The organism is Chitinivorax tropicus (assembly GCF_014202905.1).
In the GTDB taxonomy this organism is placed as follows: Bacteria; Pseudomonadota; Gammaproteobacteria; order Burkholderiales; family SCOH01; genus Chitinivorax; species Chitinivorax tropicus.
The window spans coordinates 25151-46201 of sequence record NZ_JACHHY010000009.1 but is presented as its reverse complement, the minus strand read 5'-3'; the positions used below and the strand labels follow the sequence as shown (position 1 = coordinate 46201).

Here is a 21051-nt window from a genome sequence, read left to right as displayed (position 1 = left end):
CATCGCGTCTGGCCAGGGTTGATGGGTGGCGCCGGTGGCGCAGCTGGGCAGATTTATTGGATCGGATGGGTGCCCGGTAGTTTGCAGCGCAAAATGGCCTGCTTGACGGAGTCGATTGCATCTGGTCGTGGGAAGCTCTTGCGCCAAGCCAGGACAATCCGCCTGGATGGGCTGGGCGAGCTGAACGGGCGCACGCTCAACAGGCGATCATCGGAAAATTTACCCTCGACGGATGAGGCCGGCACGACGCTGACCCCGCTGCCACTGGCGACCATATAGCGAATGGTGGCCAGCGAGCTGCCTTCCAGTGTCGAGTGCTGCCCTTGGGTGGCAAAGGCAGAGCGATTCAGGGCGGGACAGACTTGTAGCACTTGGTCACGGAAACAATTGCCGGCGCAGAGCAGCAAGACATTTTCATCACTCAGGATATTGGGATCAATCGTGTGGAACTTCTCCCACTCATGATTCACCGGCATCGCCACCCGGAATTCCTCGTCATATACCGGCTCGACAACGATGCCTGGCTCTGCGAAAGGCAGCGCCAGCACCACGACATCGACCTCACCTTGCTTGAGCAACTCCGCCAGGCGGGCAGTGTAGTTTTCCTCGATGATCAATGGCATGCCAGGTGCCAGCTCACGCATGGCGGGGATCAGATCCGGCAACAGATACGGGCCGATGGTGAAGATCACCCCCAGCCGCAAAGGGCTGGCCAATTGATCTTTGCCGTGCGCGGCAATCTGTTTGATGACGGCGGTTTCTTCCAGAACCCGCTGCGCCTGCTCGACGATGCGCCCGCCGATGGGCGTGATGGTGATGTCCCCACTGTTGCGTTCGAACAGGATGATACCCAGCTCATCCTCCAGCTTTTTGATGGCCACGGACAGTGTGGGTTGGCTGACAAAGCAGGCTTCCGCCGCGCGGCCAAAGTGTCGCTCTCTGGCAACGGCAACGATGTAGCGTAACTCGGTAAGCGTCATGATGGCTTCCTAATCCCGATTTCTATCACGATAGTCTACGGCTAATATGTGTGGCAAGTCATGTTTAGGGGCTGCTGCTATGGATAAGTCTTTTTTATCTGTCATCGTCAGATTTTTCATTGTTAAATCAATGAATTGATTTGTTGTGTTGGTAATTGGGATCTCACGATGATCGAACAGGGCATGATACTGGCCACCCCGGTATATGCGTTGGCCAGCCCGGGCCCAATAAGGTGGTCTGATGATGCCGTGCGCCGTCCGGCTTGATGCGCAGCCCTGCAGTATCGCACACGGCGCGACAGTGGCCAGTGAAAAAGCAGTCTGATGAAATACTTGGGCGATAAGTGGTGGTATTTCCAGTCAAAGGCGATCGGTCTTCGGCCGGGCCCGGTTCTCGGTTAGAATAGCGCGCTTGTCAATCCTGTCATCTGGAAGGTCAAGGCTTGCAATCGTGTGTTGGCGGGCCTGCCTGGGTTTTATGCGACGTTTTCTACTACCTGTTTTTCTGTTGGCACTGTTGAGTGCCTGTACAACCCTGCCGGACGCCACGGCGGTTGACCCCACCAAGATCAAGCCTGCGGAGCCGGTCAAGACCGCCAAGCCCTATGTGAAGCCCAAGATTGCTCTCGCCCTGGGTGGCGGGGCGGCCAAGGGGTTTGCGCATATCGGCGTGATCCGCACTCTGGAAGCCAATGGCATCGTCCCCGACATTGTGGTCGGCACCAGTGCTGGCAGCGTGGTGGGCGCGCTCTATGCAGGTGGCCTCAGTGGCAATGAGATGCTGAGCATGGTCGGCCAGGTCAATTCCGACAGCATTGCCGATTTCACGTTCTCAACCAAGGGATTCATCAAAGGCGAAGAGCTGCAGTCTTTTGTCAATCGCCTGTTGCATAACCGCCCAATTGAGAAGCTGCCTAAACCCTTTGCCGCAGTGGCAACCGACCTGAGAACCGGCAGAATGGTGACTTTCCGCCAGGGCAACACCGGTCAGGCGGTGCGGGCATCCAGTAGCGTACCGGGCGTTTTCGAGCCGGTGATCATCAGCGGTGCGGAATACGTCGATGGTGGCTTGACCTCGCCAGTACCGGTGCGTGCGGCCAAGGCCATGGGGGCGGATATCGTGATCGCCATCGACATCTCGGCCAAACCCAGCAACACCAAGGTGAATGGCATGCTGGACATCTTGTTGCAGACGGTCAACATCATGGGGCAATCCATTTCCAATTATGAGATGAATGATGCTGATGTGGTGATCCGCCCTGCGGTGGGGCGCATTGGCGGCGCCGATTTCGACTCGAAGTATGAGGCGGTGAGCGCGGGTGAAAAGGCTGCGGTTGCCGCGTTGCCGTACATCCGGCAGAAAATCGGCAACTGGAAGGGCTGAGTGGTTGCCTGCGCCGAGCAGGCCATATCCACTACCTATGACGGGGGCAGTTGCCCCCGTTTTTCATGATATTGGCGTCATGGCAAGGGCGCGGCGGTGGTCTTGTCAGTGGAGACTGCCTGGATGTCGGTGATCACCAACCTGGCCCCTTCCTGGGTTACCGTGAACTTGACCAGATCACCTGGCTTGATCCGGTCAAGCAGCGTAGCGTCTTTTACCCCAAACACCATGGTCATGCCTGGCATGTTCAGATGAGGGATGTTGCCATGTTTGATGGTGATCTTGCCCTGTTCCGGGTTGATCTTCTTCACTTCGCCATCCACCTGATTGGCGGCGGCAGTGGCCTGCGCTGGTTGCTCTGTGGCCGTGGCCGCATGGGCGGGCAGGCCGCTGATGATGGCCAGGGTCATGGCTGTCAACAGACGTGATAGGGTGTGCATTGGATTCCTCGTGGGGTTGACCGCCGATGGGGGCGTCGATCATATGATCAAGGCTTGGTGGTGATGATGCCTTTCATACCAGCCTCGTAGTGCCCGGGTTGCAAACAGCCGAAAGGCACCTGGCCCGCTTGGGTGAAGCGCCAGATGATTTCGCCTTGCGCACCCGGTGCCAAGGTGATTTGGTTGGGTTCGTCATGCTCCATATCCGGGAAGCGCTTCATCACTTCCAGATGCTCAAGCAGCATCTTCTCGGTTCCCAGGCTGAATTCATGTTTGAGCTGACCACTGTTGCGGATGACGAAGCGCACGGTTTCCCCTTTTTTCACCTGGATGGACGATGGCCGGTAACGCATGGTGTCCTGCATGTCGATGGTGATGGTGCGGGTGACCTGGGCTGCCTTGCCAGGCTGGCCGAGGGCGGCCTGCTGGTGGCCATGTCCACCGGTATGCTGGCCACTCGCCAGCGCTGATCCTGTAGGCCAGAACAGCAGGCAGGCTAGGTAGCGGGCGATCCATGCGGTGGTATGCATCTGTGTGCTCCTTGTCGAGGCTGTTCAGTGCGAGTGGTGGCCATTGGGCTTGCGTACCTTGACCTCTGTGACTTCTGACGGAGGGTGGGCAGGCGGGGCGGGCGCATGGCTGGGGAGGGCGGCGCGAGTCGGCTCGGCCAGCGGGCCGGTGTACTCATAGGCGACGGTGCCGGGTGGGTGTTTGAACCAGCCTGGGTCTTGATAATCGCCCGGTTTCTGGTCACGGCGTACCTTGAGCACGCTGAACATGCCACCCATTTCAAGTGAGCCAAAGGGGCCGGTGCCGGTCATCATGGGGGCGGTATTGTCTGGGATGGGCATTTCCATCTCGGTCATGTCCGCCATGCCACGCTCGCCCATGACCATATAGTCAGGGATCAATCGGTTGATCTGTTTGGCGATGTTGCGATGATCCACGCCAATCAAGGTCGGCACGTTGTGCCCCATCGCGTTCATGGTGTGATGACTCTTGTGGCAGTGAAAGGCCCAGTCGCCTTCCTCGTCGGCAATCAGCTCGATCTGACGCATCTGCCCGACCGCAATGTCGGTGGTCACCTCATACCATCGGGTTTGTTTGGGGGTGGGGCCGCCGTCGGTGCCGGTGACCATGAATTCATGGCCATGCAGGTGGATCGGGTGATTGGTCATGGTCAGGTTGCCGATACGGATTCTGACCTTGTCGTTCAGCCGGACATTGAGGCTGTCGATGCCAGGGAAGATACGGCTGTTCCAGCTCCACAGGTTGAAATCCAACATGGTCATGATCTTGGGCGTGTAGCTGCCGGGCTCGATATCGTAGGCATTCAGCAGGAAGCAGAAATCACGATCCACCTCGCTGATGAGCGGGTGCCGGCCCTTGGGGTGGGTGATCCAGCAGCCCATCATGCCCATGGCCATTTGGGTCATCTCATCGGCGTGCGGGTGGTACATGAAGGTGCCTGGCCTGCGCGCCACGAATTCGTAGACAAAGGTCTTACCCGGTGGGATGGGTGGCTGGGTCAGGCCAGAGACGCCGTCCATACCATTGGGTAGGCGCTGGCCGTGCCAGTGGACCGCTGTGTGCTCAGGCAGCTTGTTGGTGACGAAGATGCGCACGCGGTCGCCCTCGACCACCTCGATGGTTGGCCCAGGGCTTTGGCCGTTGTACCCCCATAGGTGCGCCTTGAAGCCTGGTGTCATTTCGCGAATGACCGGCTCTGCCACCAAATGGAATTCCTTGACGCCGTTGTTCATCCGCCAGGGTAGTGTCCAGCCATTCAGCGTGACCACGGGGCGATAGGGGCGGCCTGTCTCGGGTAGCAGTGGTGGCATGGTGTCCGGGCGGGACTGGATCACCGGCTCGGGCAGGGCTGCCATGGCTACGCGGCTCACGGCGCTGGTGGCGACGGCAGCGCCGGTCAGGCTGGTGAGTTTGAAAAAATCACGGCGGGACGGCATGACAGACAACTCCACTTCAGTGTTCGTTATTGGCCGGGCGGGGGGCGCTGGACGGGGCATCCAGTTGAAGCGCGGTCGGTCGGCCCAGCAACGAGGCTTGCAATGCGGCATCCGCCAGCCAGAACTGCTGTTGCGCATCGATGGCACCGATCACACTGTCGATCTGTTCGCGGGCATCGGCCAGCAGCTCGAACACGCCGATCAACATGCCATTGTAGCGGAGCAGATTTTCCTCCGAGATGGCCTTGCGTAAAGGGATGATCTCTTCACGATAGTGCCGCGCCAGGTCATAAGCCGTCCGGTAAGCCGAATACTGCTCGCGCAGGCTGGATGCGGCCTGACGCAGCGTGGCCTCCAATTGGTTGGCGGCGGCCAGCGTGTCGGCACGCCAGCCATCACGCCGCAATCCGCCCCAGTCGAAAATGGGCAACCGCACCGTCACCTCATAGCCACGGGTGATTTCCTGTTTGCCATCATGGCGGTCCATCTTGGTTTGCCGACGTGCTTCCAGCTCGATGTCCGTCCAACTGCTCACTGTATTCACTCCCTGGGCGCTGGCCGTGGCCTCCCACGTCAGCTTGGCCAGTTGCACATCCAGGCGCTGCCGCGATGCCTGTGCGCTGGCGGTTTGCGTGTCCATCGCCTGCTCGGGTAGCGATGGCAGTCGGGCGGGCAGTTGCAGCAACTCCGCCTGCTGGTCATCCAGCCCCAGCTGGCGGATCAGCGCTTCTCGTGAGGCGGTGGCCTGGTGCTGGGCGCGGGCAAGGCGGGTGGCGGCATCGGCGTAGAACGCATGCTCGCGCAACCGGCTCAGTCGGTTGAAATTGCCCGCAGCCTGCATGCGCCGCGCCAGCTCAGCCCCCGCTTCAGCACTGGTATGGATCTGCCGCGCATAGTGCAGTGTCTCTTGTGCGGCCACGGCCCGCACCCATGCTTGGTGCGTCATGGTGATCTGGTCGATCACATGGCCGACCAGCTGCAGCCTGGATTGCTCAATACGTTGCTGGGCAAGCTGGTGGCGCTTGGGCAGCATCAGCAGATCCAGCAGCCCGATTGCCAGCGACCGCCCCAGCTCCAATTCGCTGACGCTGACCATGCGCTCGAAACCAAAGACAGGGTTGGGCAGCCGGCTCATCTGCGCAGCTCGCGTGGTGTCCGCCCAATTTTGCGCCAGCAGTGCCTGTAGCGACGGGCTGTTGATCAATGCCAGCCGCACCGCATCCTGCTGGGTGATTGGGCTTTGTAACAGGGCCTGGGCCAATCGGGCGCGTTCCGCCTGTTCATCCGCTGTGCGGGCCAAGGTCAGCTTGGCGGGGCTCAGTGCCTTGATCTGCCCGTCAACCTGATCCAGATGGGTGGTCAGATCCACATTGGCGCAGCCAGATAGCAGGCCCAGCAGGATCAACAGCCCGCAGCGCCAGCGAGTGGGCAGCACAGGGGCAGTGCATGTGTTCATTTCTGCTCGGTTGGGTGTTGGTGTGGCATCGATGACGGATTGGCATCAGCCGAGGGCAAAGGTTCCGCAGCCGATTCGGCGGCATAGGCACGCCAACCACCGATCCGCCCTACCAACTCATTGGTATCACGCCAGTTGTTGACGGCTGCATCGGTGAAGGCCCGATAGTCACGCAGCGCAGAGGTAAAAGACAACTTGATCGGCGGTAAAGTGGGGGGCTGTGAGGCAGGCTCCTTGGCCTGGGTGGGCGTGGCCAATGGCAATGCCAAGGCCCATAGCAAGGCTGCGAATTGACAAGGTGTCGGACGTGGCATGATTCCCCCATCGCATTGGTATCAGACTCGCCCGGGCCGTTATTGGCTGGGCAAAGGCGGAGTTTGGCACATTTTCCATGTCCATGGTGACGGCTCAGCACGCCGAGTGGGCTGTCAGGCGGGCAGCGTAACGGGCCGCTGCCAGATGAACCGTCAGGCACTCGCCAACGGCCAGCTGGCCAGGGGTCTGTATTGTGGCCCATTGGTAGTGAGTGTGGAGGCAATCAGCTGGAATGTCGTCACGGGCCAGTCGATGGCGGGGCATGGCGGCAGTGGCCCCCTGCTGGGCGGTGCCTTGCGTAGCAGCGTGATGTGGGGTTTGAATGCACGCTGCTCAACTGGCAAGCCCAACGCCTGCAACTGTTGCTGAATGGAGCGATGCAGCTGCCATAACGCAGCAGGGGGCTGTGTGGGCTGCATCCAGCCGATGCCCGCCTGGGGCCAGACCCCGACCTGATCCAGCGTCAGATCGAAACTGGCACAGGATACGGCGGCGAGCCGATCACACAGGGCCGGGACGATGTCATCCGAGGTATCGCCCAAAAAGGCGAGGGTGAGGTGCAGCAAGGGTGTGGCGACACAGCGTCCGCCCACATGTGCTTGCAGCGCTCGGCCAGCCTCAGCCAAGCGCCGCTGGATCGTGTGGCTGGGAAACAGCGCGAGAAACAGCCGCTGGGTTGCCATGGCACCTGTGTCTGCCGAGGGCTAAAGCCCTTGTTCCGCCAGCCAGCCTGCAATACGCTGCGCGGGCTGTTGCCAGTGCGGCTCCAGCATCATGACATGTGCCATGTTGGGAAAGATCTCGGCCTTCACGCCATAGCGGCTGGCCGTGGCATGCACCAGATAGGGCGGGAACAGCCCATCTTTTTCTGCACCCAAGACCAAGACTGGCACCTGATTGGGCACCGCCGTGGGGCGGAATGGCAGAAACGACAGATCGAGAATCGCCCGATGCGACTCAGGCTGGAAACGCGCCAGATAGCGGATGGCTTCCTGCTCAGGCATGCTGTCCGAAAACAGCTGGCGGCGGATACTCGCAATGGTCGATAGCCGACCATCGCTGGCATGGATCAGATTCAGCTCGAAAAACGCCTGCGGCTCACGAAACGCCAACTGCATGGTCGCGCCCAGCAAGCCCTCTGGCGGTACCGAGGCCATCAAGATCGCTGCCGCTGCTGGGTGTTTCTGACAAAAAAGCTGTGCCAACATCCCACCCATCGAATGCCCGATCAGGATGGGCGCCTGCGGCAAAGTTGCCACCACCTGTTCGATGTCAGCCAGATAATCATCGATGCTGGTCAACGACAGATACTCATGCCCCTCGCTGCCACCATGCCCACGCAGGCTCAACGCATGGCAGTCATAGCCCTGCGCGGCAAAGAACGGCAGAAAATGCGGCTCCCAGCACCAGGCGGCGGAATATGCCCCGTGGATGAACAAAATCGGGTGCGGGCGAGGCGCATTGGCAGCAGGGTGATGCAGCACCTCTAGCGCCAGGCTGGGTTTGGCTCGGTAATTGAACATATCGACTCTGTCAGCATGTGGTTACCCCCATTAAAGCACGCCTGACGAGTGGTGTAATGAAATCTGCATGACGTATCCGGCAAGTGCATGGCTCGGTGGAGCGCCTGTGGGCGAGGTGTGGCAGGCAGGTTGTTGAATGGTAAGGGATTGTGGACGTATCCCCTGCCACGGTCATGCCGCCCACCCTGTTCAGGTGAGGGCACCCCACCATCATCGCCACAGCCTGATGGCGTCAATCTGCGTCAGAGCAGGGGCACCCAGCTGAGGGTTTGTGCAATAGGGTCAGGATGGGACAGGAGAGGTGGTGAATGAAGGCACGAGGGGGTATTCAACATCGGTGGGGTCGTTATAGCGCCAGCGCCTTCTGAATCAGCGTTGCTGCAATCCCCCACATCACCAGCCCGTTCAAACAGTCCAGAATCCGCCAGCTGCTTGGCTTTTGGAACAACGGCAATAGTAATTTGGCACCATAACTCAAGCTGAAGAACCAGATGAACGACGCCGTGGCGGCACCCGCCCCGAACCACCAGCGGCCTGTGTCGCCGTGCTGACTGCCAAGGCTGCCCAGCAAGACGACTGTATCGAGATAGACATGTGGATTCAGCAACGAAAATGCCAGAGTGGTCAAAATCAATTTGATGACGCCGGATTCTGTATCAGCTGCAACCAGAGCGCCTGCTGTGGCCGGTCGTAGCGCGCTGTATAGCGAGCGGGCACCGTAGGTGGCCAGGAATGCGGCACCCGCCCAAGCTGCCCACGCCAGTAAAGCGGGGCTGCCGGCAAACAACGCGCCCATGCCCGCGACGCCTATCATAATCAGCAATGCATCACATAACGCGCTGGTCAGCGCCAATGACATGCGATGCCTACCCCGCAAGCCCTGCGTCAGCACAAAAGCATTCTGCGCGCCCAATACCATGATCAGGCTGGCCCCCATCAACAATCCCTGCAGCCAGGTCGTCAACATAACCAATTCCAGGTGTATTCCAATTGCCAACTATCCTAGCAAAGCGATGTATCATTAGAGAAATTGATGTTTCTTCTGTGGTATTAGAAAAATTTATAGACGATGGCGTCACATGAAGATCGATTACAAGCTGCTGGACGCCTTGTCCGGCGTCGTTCGGCATGAAGGGTTTGAAGCGGCAGCCCGCCAGCTGCATTTGACACAATCCGCCATTTCACAACGGATCAAATTGCTGGAAGACCGGATCGGCCAGCCATTACTGGTCCGGAGCACCCCGCCGCAATTGACGCCTGCTGGGCGGCGGCTGCTGCAGCACGGCGAGGCAGTACGTGTCATGGAACGCGAGCTGCTACAGGAGATCAGCCCCGGCGATGACAGCCACCATGCACGCTTGGCAATTGCCACCAACGCCGACAGCCTCGACACTTGGCTGATCGATGCCGTTGCACCCGTGCTGGAACAAGAGCGACTCTTGCTGGAGGTGACGGTAGACGATCAGGATCACACACACCAGCTACTGAAAAATGGCGACGTGGTGGGCTGCATCAGCACCTCGTCTACACCCATGCAAGGCTGCAAAGTGGATTGCTTGGGGTGCATGCGTTACTGGAGTGTGGCCGCCCCCGGCTTTGTCGCCCGGTATTTCTCTGACGGTATGACTGCCGATACCCTGCGCCGGGCACCGGTGATGAACTTCAACCGCAAGGACACGCTACAGTCCGATTTCCTGGCTCGTCATTTTGGCCTGCAGGCCAATGAATACCCACAACACGGTTTTCCGACCAACGTCGGCTTCATCGGTGGCATTTTGGCCGGAATCGGCTGGGGGATGGTGGTGGACGTACAAGCCCAGCCACACATTGAAGCCGGGCGGCTGATCAATCTGGCCCCCGACCGCCCGACCCTGATCACCCTGTACTGGCATCGCTGGCAACGGGAAACACCGATGCTGGAAAGACTGAGCCGCCGGTTGATTGACCATGCCAGAACCGCCCTGTCAGGCCCTAGCGCCACCCACCCGCTGCGTGCCTGATATGGGGGCCACGCCGCAAGGTTCGTCGGACAACAGGCCTGGTGCCTCCCGACTCCCCTCAACCGCCTGCTCGGCGGAAAACGGTCTGCTTATGTGGCGGCTACTTCTTAACCGCCTGCTCGGCGGAAAACGACGAGGCGAATCCTACCAGTGGCGACATGGCCTTCTTAACCGCCTGCTCGGCGGAAAACAAATTATCAAAGAAACATTGACAAGAATGGAACTTCTTAACCGCCTGCTCGGCGGAAAACGAAAGGGTTTAAGCCTGTTGGCTCGCCAGAGCCTTCTTAACCGCCTGCTCGGCGGAAAACTCCGGGGCTTTGAGTCCATCGCGCAACAGTCCCTTCTCAACCGCCTGCTCGGCGGAAAACACGGATGTGCCGCGCCCGAGCTCGCTGCTGATCTTCTCAACCGCCTGCTCGGCGGAAAACTCCACGGAGCGCTCGGTCACAGCCTCGCTGTTCTTCTTAACCGCCTGCTCGGCGGAAAACTTTAGTGTGTTTCAGACCACCGAAGCAGCTCACTTCTTAACCGCCTGCTCGGCGGAAAACATCCGCCTAAATGTGGTGCTAATCAGGTTGGTCTTCTTAACCGCCTGCTCGGCGGAAAACGTGGCGGGTGAGCGCGTCAGTGATGCTGATCTCTTCTTAACCGCCTGCTCGGCGGAAAACACGTAGATGTCGCGCTGGACGGAGATGGTTTCCTTCTTAACCGCCTGCTCGGCGGAAAACGTTTGCGCCAGCGTCCGCTGGATCACATCACTCTTCTTAACCGCCTGCTCGGCGGAAAACTTTCCGCCAACGACACCCTGACCATGCCAGTACTTCTTAACCGCCTGCTCGGCGGAAAACTCCAAGGGCTTCGTAAAGTTCGGCAACTAGGCCTTCTTAACCGCCTGCTCGGCGGAAAACACCCTTTATCCCGCCCAGGTCGAACGCATCCTCTTCTTAACCGCCTGCTCGGCGGAAAACGACCTGGCGCACGCCGCCGGCCTCGGCTTTCACTTCTTAACCGCCTGCTCGGCGGAAAACTAGGCAGCGTTACGACAATGATAACTATGCTTCTTCTTAACCGCCTGCTCGGCGGAAAACCAAGACCGAGCGCAAAGTAGGGGTGGCGTAGTCTTCTTAACCGCCTGCTCGGCGGAAAACAGCGCATCGCTACCAACCGCGCCTCGGGGTCTCTTCTTAACCGCCTGCTCGGCGGAAAACAAGAATGCGATTCCAAGCATCCCTGATTTCTGCTTCTTAACCGCCTGCTCGGCGGAAAACACCATCTCAGACACGGGTGTCGGGATGAACAACTTCTTAACCGCCTGCTCGGCGGAAAACCTCTTCGCCCGAGGTCAGCCGTCCGATAGCGCCTTCTTAACCGCCTGCTCGGCGGAAAACAATGCGGCCGTGGTGCATGCCGTGGCTGATCTCTTCTTAACCGCCTGCTCGGCGGAAAACCCGTTGTGCGTGTTCTGCCAGGCACGCGGCTTCTTCTTAACCGCCTGCTCGGCGGAAAACGATTACACCTGGTGATTTGGTACAAATCGCCACTTCTTAACCGCCTGCTCGGCGGAAAACTCCTTGCCGGTGGGAATGTTGGTTTCGATCGTCTTCTTAACCGCCTGCTCGGCGGAAAACTGGTTTGATCGTACTCGACGAGTGCGCGATGTCTTCTTAACCGCCTGCTCGGCGGAAAACTGATCGCTCGGCAAGATTTCACCGAGTGCGTTCTTCTTAACCGCCTGCTCGGCGGAAAACCCATGCGGCATTACCTTGGTCGCGTTGCGACTCTTCTTAACCGCCTGCTCGGCGGAAAACCTGGAAACCCATTTGAGTACAAGTATCAGCGTCTTCTTAACCGCCTGCTCGGCGGAAAACACTTGGCCGGATTTGGCTTTGATGGAGTGCAACTTCTTAACCGCCTGCTCGGCGGAAAACGTGCCGAGCGGCGCGTCAGGCTCTGGTCGTTTCTTCTTAACCGCCTGCTCGGCGGAAAACAGTCTTTGCCTTTGGACAAGCAGTGTCCTGATCTTCTTAACCGCCTGCTCGGCGGAAAACTCGACTTATCACCATCCTTAAATGCATCCTTTCTTCTTAACCGCCTGCTCGGCGGAAAACACCCACCTTGCCGACCGTCGCTGCGGTGACCACTTCTTAACCGCCTGCTCGGCGGAAAACCAGACGGGTGCAGGGTTTGCACAGCGCCAACCCTTCTTAACCGCCTGCTCGGCGGAAAACAGGATTCTCTCTTCTTTAATAAACACGAGCCTCTTCTTAACCGCCTGCTCGGCGGAAAACGAGAGCAAAACACAGGTGGTTGCCGAAAAAGACTTCTTAACCGCCTGCTCGGCGGAAAACTTGCTATCCGATCTATCTCTTGTTGTAGAGATCTTCTTAACCGCCTGCTCGGCGGAAAACCGTCTGCGACGCAAGGAGCGGGCGCGGCCAAACTTCTTAACCGCCTGCTCGGCGGAAAACCGCTGGATATTTCGCGGAGCTGATGTCTATCACTTCTTAACCGCCTGCTCGGCGGAAAACATGCGCAGTCTCCGGATCCTTACTCTGTCAATCTTCTTAACCGCCTGCTCGGCGGAAAACGATCACGCTCCAGCTCAGAGGGGCAGGGGGGGCTTCTTAACCGCCTGCTCGGCGGAAAACGCCCTCGCCGCCGGGAGGCTCGCCGGGGCAAGCTTCTTAACCGCCTGCTCGGCGGAAAACTCAACCAGCCTTGCTCAACCCATTGTTTGTAACTTCTTAACCGCCTGCTCGGCGGAAAACAGGCACTGATCAACGTAGCAGAGATCCAACGCCTTCTTAACCGCCTGCTCGGCGGAAAACTGATTGTTTGATTCCATTTTTACCATGGAAAACAATTGCTTGTGGTGTTTTTGCGTGTGTGAGCCTTCCTTTGATTAAGGGTTTTCTAAGTGTCTGAAATATATTCATATTTTGATGGGAGATTTTTTGCAAACTCAAACAGATAGTCCAATACATCGTGTCTGTGGAAGCGGTCGATCAGTTCCACCCGGAATTGGTTGTCGGATACTTTCGGGTCGTTTCCCATGATGAATGCCAGGGGCATGACGTGTGCGTCCTTGATCAGGTCTGCAATATCAAATACCAATGCGCCACGTCTGGTTTTACCGTGCAGGAGTGGGAAAGCAAACCCGATGCCAAGCCCATTCAGCGCGACTGCGGCCAAGCCGTAGGCGAGGTAGTTGCCGTGATCCAGAAAACTGTTGACGCGGTCTGCAGGGGTTTCGCGAGATCGCTTGCCTTCTTCCCGGCTGAATTCAAACCCTAAGGCCTTGGATAGGTGGGCATATAGGCGTTTTTCCCAGTCGGCCTCTGCGAGGAGCAGGTCTTGGGTGGTCTGGCAGGCCTGGACTTTTTTCAGAAAACCTGCGGCTGCCAATGCAGGGGGCTTGATGGTGGCCTCCAATAGGTGTTTGTCTTTTGCCCAGGTGGTTTGCATCAGGTTGATCCGCTCATGCAGCAGCAGTTTGGCCCAGGCCAGGCGGACGTGCTCATCCAGCCAGCCTTTGACCCAGGCTTGCATGTACTCGGTTGGCCGATATTCACTTTCTGGACTCAGAAACACGGGGCTGCTTTGCGAGAACAAGGGTGTGCCTCCGCTGCCACAAAAGCCGACCATGACGTTGGATTCCGCCAGTTTCCTGGCGGCGGCGTCGGTCAGCGAGGTGCCTTTGCCCAGCAGGAGTAGCGAGGTGTTACGTTCTGGGATGTTGAAATAGCGGGAGAGGGTGTCGCTGGCCTCGGTGAGGTAGACGACCCGGTCATCCATCTGCATGACGCGGGCGTGCTCCAGGTAGAAGATGTTGGCCCGCTTGGAGAGCAGGATTTGCCTGGGTTTGGTCGTGGGCTTCATGGTAGATCTGGCACGCTGAATGCACGGCTGGAGACAGAGAGGCCATAGGCATCGGGTTGGCAATCGGTGCCGTTGTCGGTGGCCGCCAGCTTGGTGACATATAGCCGGAAGGCATGGCCGTTGCTGTGGCTGGATATCGGGAAATACGGCAGCGCTTGCGCATCTGCCTCTGCCATGCGGCGTAGTCTCAGGGTGCCATCCTGTTTGCGCTCGGCCTTGCGCGATGGGATGCGAAAGCGTTTGAACTGCGCCCACGGGCCAGGGTAGTTGTCGGGCACCGTGGCGGGGTAGGTCAGCTCTCCAAATTGGTGAAGCTTGGTGCTGTCTTTCAGGTAGTCCACCAGCTCGTCCAGCTCGTCGCGGCTGCTGGCAAATACGCGCAGCTTTCTGCCCAGCCCGCGCTCATACTCTGGTAGGGCCAAGGCATAGCGGCCTGGGGCCAGGGTGAAGCCTGCATGCAGGATGCGCAAGACGCCTGCTGCAGCAATTGGGTAGGGCGGGGTTTTCAGCAGGATGTCGGTGTAGAAGAGGGGGCGCATTACTCGTTGCCCCCGCTGAAGACTCCGCCACGGATCAAGCTGGCGATCATGAACATGCCTTCAGGTGAGTTGGGGTCAAGTTTGTTGAGCTGCTTGGCGTATTGGAAGGCGGAGCTTTTCCCGCTCCGGAAGAATGCCTGGGCATCCAGGCTGGCACCGTTGGGCTCAACGGGTAGGATGCGCTTGTGCTCCTTGAAGTCTGGGTACCAGGTGTCGATGGTGCGCAGTGCATTGCTGATTTTCTGGTCGCGTAGAGCGGCCTGGCCCATGATGCGGGTGCTTTTAAAGGTCATGCCTTCGCCAAACGCCATGCGCCAGGTCTCGGCATCGCCCAGGGTATAGAGGGGGCGGGCGAATCCTTTGGGTTTGTTCTCTACATAATTCTGCGAAGGGAAGACTTCAACCGCACCTTGGATACCAAATGCGATGGTGGCGGTGACCTGTAGGGCCGGTTTGCTGAGATTGCCCTTCAGCCCTTTGGCCAGGAAGTCCGCCACAGCCAGCTCTTCTGCCGTGTAGTTGTCGAAGTGGTGGAGTGGGATGGCCAATGCGTCAGCTTGGATCGATACCCCTTGATCGGCAGTCACATGTACGGTGATGGCTTTGGCTATGGTGCGGTTGCGCCATAGCCAGCGGCCATTCAGGATGTTTCTGGCAAACCGACGTGCTACTTCCTCAATGCCTACCGATTCCTTGGCTTTTTTGACGAATTGACACACGATTTCGCGGTAGCTTTGGGTCGATTTGTCGGTGTCATCCTTGGCTGGCGCACACGAAAACAGGGTGTCGGCGAGATCGAGGAGGCGAAGCTGAAATGTCACCACCAGGTGGGAGGCATGGTGATCAAGTTTGGCGGTATCAGTTATCTGCACATTACTGACCCCTTGCCGTTTGGCATTGTTGGTGGTGGAAGTGTTTGCGTCTGCGTCCCCGGATGGGTCTTTGGCGTCGGTTTTGCTGGGTTTATTGATGTTCTGCGTGCCACGAATCCCATGGCGTACAACCTGCAAGGGGGTTTGTTTGCCATCGGCAAATTGGTTGTAGAACGCTGCATCGCTGATCAAGAGACCCCGTTGAAATGCCAGCACGCCGGGTAATTTTGGGAAAGTGATTGGAGTGGTCATGAGGTCTATCCTTGGGCGGAATTGGATTGTTGAGTGACGACAAAGGTGAAATCATCCAGCCAGTGCTGTTGCCAAAACGGCAATGGCCTGGAGTTTGGCCACTGGCGAGCTGGCAGGTACTGCACAAGGCCGATCATCGATTCGCAGTAGGCGTGCAACGGCCACTCGGCGTGGCGGCTCTCGCCACGAGGGGCCAACCTGGTACCCGGACGTTTCTCGAATGGGGTCAAGGTGGAGTAACCAAGTATGGTGGGGATGAGCCAGCTGTCGGGAAGTTTGGCTGCTGAGGTGGCGGCTGGCGCATCGGGTGTGTCCCCATCTGCTGGGCTGTGTTCTTGATCCGTCTCGGTTGTGGCTTGCTGGGCTGGTGGGCTGTCTGCTTGGTTTGGCGTCGTTTTGCCGATGGCGGCAAACAGTGCATCGACAGGGTTGTCGCAAACCTGCATCAGATCTTGCCGCTCGATCACCCAGTAGCCATTGGGCAAAGTCAGCTGAGCCAAGTCGGGAACCAGTTCGATCTCACCGACCTGCTCGATACAACCGCCTGCAATACGGCCACCTTGCAGCAGAAATCGTTCCACTTTCGGCAGGTTGACCGCACCTGTGATTTCTAGCAGCAGCGAAACGGTCAGATTCATGGTGGCGGTTGGTTGCAGCGACAGCGCGTGCTTGTTGGTGCGTGAATAGTCTGCTTTGTCCACCAGAACTGCACCGCGCCGCTGGTGTGGGTGCAGGCCGAAAAAGGGGCTGCCTGACTCACCTTCCAGATAGGCATCGTGATGAAGGATGGCCACCGCTTTCAAAGTACAATCTGTTTCGCAACACAGCGCATGGGCAAACAGATTCATCGCCATGACCGGTGCAGTGTTGATCAGGTATTGTCCGGCCAGGGCGTTGGCGTGCTTGACCACCACACGGGGCAATAGTAGAAATAGAAAACTCATAGCATCCCCCGGATCATAGTGCAGAGTGTCTGGCGCGCTGCGCCATCGAAGTTGAACCCCGGCTGACCTTTGCCAAAGTTGGTTTCCGCGATCTGGTTGGCCACTGTCCAAGCGAATTCATATTTCCATTCCGCCGTCCGGCATGCGGGCAGGGTAAGCCCACGAGCCAGGCGGGGCGCTGTTTCCGCCACTGGGCCATTTGTGTGCTTGGGCAGGCTGCTGTCATGTTCCTGTAGGCATCGTAGATCTTGCTCTGCACGCCACAGCACGGCCCGCACCAAGGCATGGATGTAGGCCAACTCCTGCAGTCGTGTACGCATATCTGTATGACCTCTCCCTTCTTGATTGAGCCAAGTCAAATACTGCATCAGCAGCGGGCGTGGCAGCACGATGCGACTGCCCTGGTAATACAGGGCTATGGCACGTTTGACATCGGGTTGCTCTCGGGGGCCATGGAAGACAAGTGGTCGTCGTAGATCCTGGGCCAGTGACCCGACGTTGATTGGATGGCTGCCGCCGATTCCAAAGACGGCGGTTTGTAGGTATCGCAGCTTGGTCGGCTTGTCAGATGATTTATCACCTTTTTTCACCATTTGGTTGTGTTGTGTCACACGTGTGTTCAGTAGCCGCCCCAAGCCGTTCGATCCAAGAGGAGACAGCGCTACATACCCTTGACCCTTGGGAATGAGGATCTGCTTGGTACGGAGCGATACAGTGCTGGTGTGTATTTCGGCTTTCGTTTGCTTGATCGAGTCCATGATCTCCAACAGATGGCGACGTTCGTCGTCAGTCATCACTGGGGCTGGGTCGTGCTTGGCTGCGTGTAGATGTTTGACGATGGCTGCGGCCTTGTCGGATTTGGCAAGGTAATCCAGATCAAGGTCTACCCCTTGGTTGATCAAATTTCTTACATAGACATAGGGGTAGGAGGTTCGGTTGGCATCCGGTGCCAGCCTTACCCCGCATGCTCGCACCTTGCTATTGGTCAGCTTGGCTGAGAAGTGAACCAGTTGTAGTCCGACGGGCAAATACTGCTCCGGTGGCAGAAGCTCAAATCGCTTGGGTAGAGTGTTTTTCATGTCCTAGCCTAAAATGGTGCACATAATTTAGTTATTTGAACAAAAGCATATTATGAACACGAAGCATTCCACGAAATTCTAAGGGGCCGGGGGGGGATGTCAACAAAGTATGACAATCGGTTTATACGTAGATTGGCAACTTGTTGGGTGGTGCAGCAAGAGATGGTATAAGAAATAAGGCGCAGTCTATGCGCCTTGAGTAATTTCCGCCTGCTCGGCGGCCTAATATCATGTTTAGGTCTTAGCCTAAAATCTTCTCAACCACGATACCGTGGCAAATCACTCCACTGCCAGTATACATGTACATTTCCTTGATTTCTGCGTGTGAGAAACGAGCCCTGAAACGGACGCGTACCATTTTGGACGCCTACGCGATCCGAACCGGTACCAGAAGCTGGATGACCCCCATCACTCACGAAGGATTGCAGACGTTGTGGTGGTTGCTGAAACGTGTTGCCAGCCGACATACCGCAGTGGCCTGTTACCGGAATGATGGCCACAATCGCATGAAGCTGCTCTGGATTGTGGGGTCAAGCAAACCGTTCGGGCCGGAGGGCCACTTTCCGATTGGCTCGACACAACGTCGTCGCCTGCCCGTTCATCCAAGTGTTCGCGGCTTATGCCTGCTGGCAGCTACAGCCGGGGTGGCACATGATTTGGGGAAGGTGATCGACACATTTCAGGCCAAGCTGTGGGCCGCCATTGCGGGTAAGGAGCCGCCTGGAGATCCGATTCGTCATGAATGGGTGTCGATGCGGCTATTGCAGTTGTTGCGCACGGGTATTCCTCTTGACCAGGCGTGGACGGTACTGGCCAAGCCAAACCGGGTCTGTGAGGAGCCCCGATTCTTTTGTGATGGGTTGCGGTCTGTTGACGATGTATTGGATTTTTCCGTTGCCACGCATCATCGCCTATTTGGCCCACGGAATTCGTCAGTGGCCCGTCCGGATGCTTCCGAGCATTGCCATCAAGAACGCCATGTGAAGGAAGCAGCCCCTTTGCCTGCTGATATCGTGCATCGGCTGGCTCGCTTGCAGCAGCGCCTGCAAACGCACTTTGCTGCGCAATCCGTGGCTGGGGCAGAGCGGATTCTGTCCCTGCTCACGCGGGCTGCTTTGATTCTTGCGGATCATGCCGTTTCATCACAATCCTATCCTGGTCTGCCGCCGCGCCAGCCTGTTTTGTTGGCTAATACCCGTCATGTCGATAAGAGACGTATCGCAAACCAACCATTGGGCTGGCATCTGCAGGCGGTGGGCGACTTGGCTGGGAAAATGGCGCTGAATCTGGCACGGTTGTCTTTGCCTGGTCTGCAGCCAGACGCAATAGAGCGCATACTGACGCCCGCCCCGACGAGTGGTCGGTTCGCTTGGCAGAATGAAGCAGTGCGGTGTATCCAGTCTATCCGACAGTCTTCGCAACAGCCGGTGTTGGTGTTTAATATGGCACGGACGGGTGCGGGCAAGACCTTGGTCAATGCCAAAATGGCGTGTGCGTTTTCACCGCGCCCTCGTCTGGCCTATGCGCTCAATCTGCGGACCTTGACCTTGCAGACGGGCGCTAGCTTGAAACGGACTTGGCAGCTTGAGGACGATGAATTATCGGTTTTGATCGGTGAGCAGGTCGTTGCGCGTTTACACGAGCAGGCCAGCGCCTCTGCATTGGCCCCGGATGGTGGACAGGCCGATGAACCGCAATGGGACTATTGGGTGACTGGCGATATGGTGGAATTGCCCGCGTGGCTGGAAGGGTTGGAACGGACCTATCCTAGGCTGCCTGCGTTGTTGGGCAGCCCTATTCTTGTGTCCACCGTCGATTTTCTGATCGGGGCGATGTCGCCTGGATTGCAAGCGCGCCACATCATCCCATTATTGCGGTTGATCGATAGCGATTTGATTTTGGATGAAATCGACAGTTATACCCCTATACAGTTGATCGCCATTCTGGGGTTGATCCAGGTGACGGCTATGCTGGGCAGGAGTGTGATTTGTGCATCTGCAACTTTATCGTTGCCGGTTGCAAACAGCATTCATCGGGCCTTTCAAGCTGGATTCACACAACGGCAAAAGTGGCAGGGGATAGGTGAGCCATCGCATACCGTCGTTGTCAATGATTTGTTGCCGCCTCATGTCATGCAGGCCAATGTGCCCTTTGAGGCAGCCTATCAGGATTGTCTGGGTCAGCTAAGGGCAGCTTTGCCCACGATTGCCTATCGGCGTCCCACCTTATTGGAGGTGAAGGAGCGCTCGGAATCTGCATGGTTGGATTCGATTCAGGAGGGTGCGCAGAGACTCCATGATCATCATGCCTGGACATTCCGGCCCTGCAATCGCCAGATATCATTTGGGTTGGTCAGGGTGGCCAATATCCGGACGGCAATCATGGTTGCGGATTTCCTGGCAGGCAAATTGCCGCATGCTTTTGTGGCTTGTTACCACGCACAGGACTTTTTGATCCAACGTCATTTGAAGGAGCACCGGCTCGACACCTTGTTGCGGCGAAGTCATGGGCAGCGCCATATCGAGGAGGATGAGGAGATCAGGATGAAAGTTGCTGGCAGCAAGTATGCCAGCATCCCCTTTATTGTGGTGGCCACCCCGGTTGAGGAGATTGGCCGTGACCACGATTTCGATTGGGCCGTCATCGAGCCATCCAGCCTGCACTCCGTCATTCAAACGGCTGGTCGGGTGAATCGGCATCGGCTTGTCTCGGTGCAGCACCCCAATGTAGCGATCTTGCAGTTCAATCGGAACTGGGTAGGGCAACAACAGGATGGCCCGGTGTTCATCCGCCCGGGTTTGGAAGCGGCAAATGGCGGAGGTCGGTACAAAAGTGCAGATCTGGCGCAGCTGTTGGATTGGTCTGCTCTGCATGTGCTTGATAATGGCGTTCGCTTCTCGCCTCACCATCAGATGGCGCTAGACGAGGATCGCTTGCTACAACAGCAACTTGATGAGCCGCTGAAGATCATAACGGGTGAAGCGGGATATAACTCATGTTGGATGACACAAGGGTTCTACCATCAGTTTCGCTTGAGGGCGCATGAGCCGATGGAGCAATGGCTTGCTGAGCGTCATGAAGGGCAATGGCGATTCATACGCCAGCTTGAGGACGGCAAATCCATCCCGTGCGAAATGGGCGTCCTCTATACACCCGCTCGCCCGAATCAATGGCTGGCCTACTCGTTGGACGAGCTACATAATGCGTGCCTGACCTGGGGGATTTCCACGGAGCAAGGCCTGTCGGTCAGACTGAGGGTGCAATCGCGTTACTCTCCACCCTGTTATGACGTGTCATTCGGGCTGTACTGGCGTGTGCAAGCAGCCTTGGCGTGATGGGCTGAGGACAACCCATCGAATACCACGGGCGAATGGCGGGCGGCTTGCTTTTTTAAGCTGCATTGCGCAAAGTTCGCACC

Annotated in this window: 17 protein-coding genes and 1 CRISPR repeat array; of the genes, 3 read left to right on the top strand and 14 right to left on the bottom strand. The window is 57.7% G+C overall.

Translation table 11 applies throughout. The features are described 5' to 3' along the window. Nucleotides 1-53: 53 nt before the first annotated feature. Nucleotides 54-980 (bottom strand): hydrogen peroxide-inducible genes activator, encoded by a 927-nt coding sequence (locus HNQ59_RS08550; RefSeq protein ID WP_184037786.1) that lies wholly within the window; start codon nt 978-980, stop codon nt 54-56. Between the two features lie 478 nt (nt 981-1458). On the opposite strand from HNQ59_RS08550, the gene HNQ59_RS08545 reads away from it, so the two are divergent. Further along, entirely contained in the window at nt 1459-2364 is a 906-nt protein-coding gene (locus tag HNQ59_RS08545) for a patatin-like phospholipase family protein (RefSeq protein ID WP_184037783.1), read from the top strand. Nucleotides 2365-2441: 77 nt separating this feature from the next. Here HNQ59_RS08545 and HNQ59_RS08540 read toward each other — a convergent pair whose 3' ends face one another. The 8 genes from HNQ59_RS08540 to HNQ59_RS08505 form a co-directional block, all read right to left on the bottom strand. Beyond that, complete coding sequence (locus HNQ59_RS08540; protein WP_184037780.1) at nt 2442-2804, bottom strand: copper-binding protein; 363 nt, start codon at nt 2802-2804, stop codon at nt 2442-2444. A gap of 47 nt (nt 2805-2851) precedes the next feature. Continuing rightward, on the bottom strand, nt 2852-3334 hold the full coding sequence (locus tag HNQ59_RS08535) for a cupredoxin domain-containing protein (RefSeq protein WP_184037777.1): 483 nt from the start codon (nt 3332-3334) through the stop codon (nt 2852-2854). A 24-nt stretch (nt 3335-3358) separates the two neighbouring features. After that, nucleotides 3359-4771, bottom strand: a complete 1413-nt coding sequence (locus tag HNQ59_RS08530) for a multicopper oxidase family protein (RefSeq protein WP_184037774.1) — start codon at nt 4769-4771, stop codon at nt 3359-3361. A gap of 16 nt (nt 4772-4787) precedes the next feature. After that, entirely contained in the window at nt 4788-6227 is a 1440-nt protein-coding gene (locus HNQ59_RS08525) for a TolC family protein (RefSeq protein ID WP_184037772.1), read from the bottom strand. Next, nucleotides 6224-6541 carry a hypothetical protein gene (locus tag HNQ59_RS08520; protein ID WP_246490918.1) on the bottom strand — a complete coding sequence of 106 codons (318 nt, stop codon included), beginning with the start codon at nt 6539-6541 and terminating at the stop codon, nt 6224-6226. The genes HNQ59_RS08525 and HNQ59_RS08520 overlap by 4 nt, the downstream gene beginning before the upstream one ends. A gap of 153 nt (nt 6542-6694) precedes the next feature. Then, nucleotides 6695-7225, bottom strand: coding sequence for an RNA 2',3'-cyclic phosphodiesterase (gene thpR / locus HNQ59_RS08515; RefSeq protein WP_184037769.1), 531 nt, complete (start codon nt 7223-7225; stop codon nt 6695-6697). A 21-nt stretch (nt 7226-7246) separates the two neighbouring features. Continuing rightward, a complete protein-coding gene (locus HNQ59_RS08510) occupies nt 7247-8065 on the bottom strand; it encodes an alpha/beta hydrolase (protein WP_184037766.1) in 819 nt (272 codons plus the stop codon). A 346-nt stretch (nt 8066-8411) separates the two neighbouring features. Beyond that, complete coding sequence (locus tag HNQ59_RS08505) at nt 8412-9032, bottom strand: LysE/ArgO family amino acid transporter (RefSeq protein WP_184037763.1); 621 nt, start codon at nt 9030-9032, stop codon at nt 8412-8414. A gap of 112 nt (nt 9033-9144) precedes the next feature. Here HNQ59_RS08505 and HNQ59_RS08500 point away from each other — a divergent pair, with 112 nt between their 5' ends. Beyond that, nucleotides 9145-10065 (top strand): LysR family transcriptional regulator ArgP, encoded by a 921-nt coding sequence (locus tag HNQ59_RS08500; RefSeq protein WP_184037760.1) that lies wholly within the window; start codon nt 9145-9147, stop codon nt 10063-10065. Between the two features lie 54 nt (nt 10066-10119). Continuing rightward, nucleotides 10120-12896: a CRISPR direct-repeat array (repeat unit 28 nt; unit sequence CTTCTTAACCGCCTGCTCGGCGGAAAAC). An 85-nt stretch (nt 12897-12981) separates the two neighbouring features. Here HNQ59_RS08500 and cas1f read toward each other — a convergent pair. From cas1f to HNQ59_RS08475, 5 genes are read right to left on the bottom strand one after another with little or no spacing between them, the layout of a single operon-like run. Further along, nucleotides 12982-13947 carry a type I-F CRISPR-associated endonuclease Cas1f gene (gene cas1f, locus HNQ59_RS08495; RefSeq protein ID WP_184037756.1) on the bottom strand — a complete coding sequence of 322 codons (966 nt, stop codon included), beginning with the start codon at nt 13945-13947 and terminating at the stop codon, nt 12982-12984. After that, nucleotides 13944-14486, bottom strand: a complete 543-nt coding sequence (locus tag HNQ59_RS08490) for a type I-F CRISPR-associated endoribonuclease Cas6/Csy4 (RefSeq protein ID WP_184037753.1) — start codon at nt 14484-14486, stop codon at nt 13944-13946. Before HNQ59_RS08490 ends, cas1f begins: the two co-directional genes overlap by 4 nt. Then, nucleotides 14486-15610, bottom strand: a complete 1125-nt coding sequence (csy3, locus tag HNQ59_RS08485; protein ID WP_184037750.1) for a type I-F CRISPR-associated protein Csy3 — start codon at nt 15608-15610, stop codon at nt 14486-14488. Before csy3 ends, HNQ59_RS08490 begins: the two co-directional genes overlap by 1 nt. Nucleotides 15611-15615: 5 nt before the next feature. Beyond that, complete coding sequence (locus tag HNQ59_RS08480) at nt 15616-16554, bottom strand: type I-F CRISPR-associated protein Csy2 (RefSeq protein WP_184037748.1); 939 nt, start codon at nt 16552-16554, stop codon at nt 15616-15618. Continuing rightward, nucleotides 16551-17633: a type I-F CRISPR-associated protein Csy1 gene (locus HNQ59_RS08475; protein WP_184037746.1), complete on the bottom strand. Its 1083-nt coding sequence runs from the start codon at nt 17631-17633 to the stop codon at nt 16551-16553. Before HNQ59_RS08475 ends, HNQ59_RS08480 begins: the two co-directional genes overlap by 4 nt. Nucleotides 17634-17932: 299 nt before the next feature. Between HNQ59_RS08475 and HNQ59_RS08470 the strand changes: the two genes are divergently transcribed. Further along, a complete protein-coding gene (locus HNQ59_RS08470) occupies nt 17933-20968 on the top strand; it encodes an HD domain-containing protein (RefSeq protein WP_343074220.1) in 3036 nt (1011 codons plus the stop codon). Nucleotides 20969-21051: the final 83 nt, after the last annotated feature.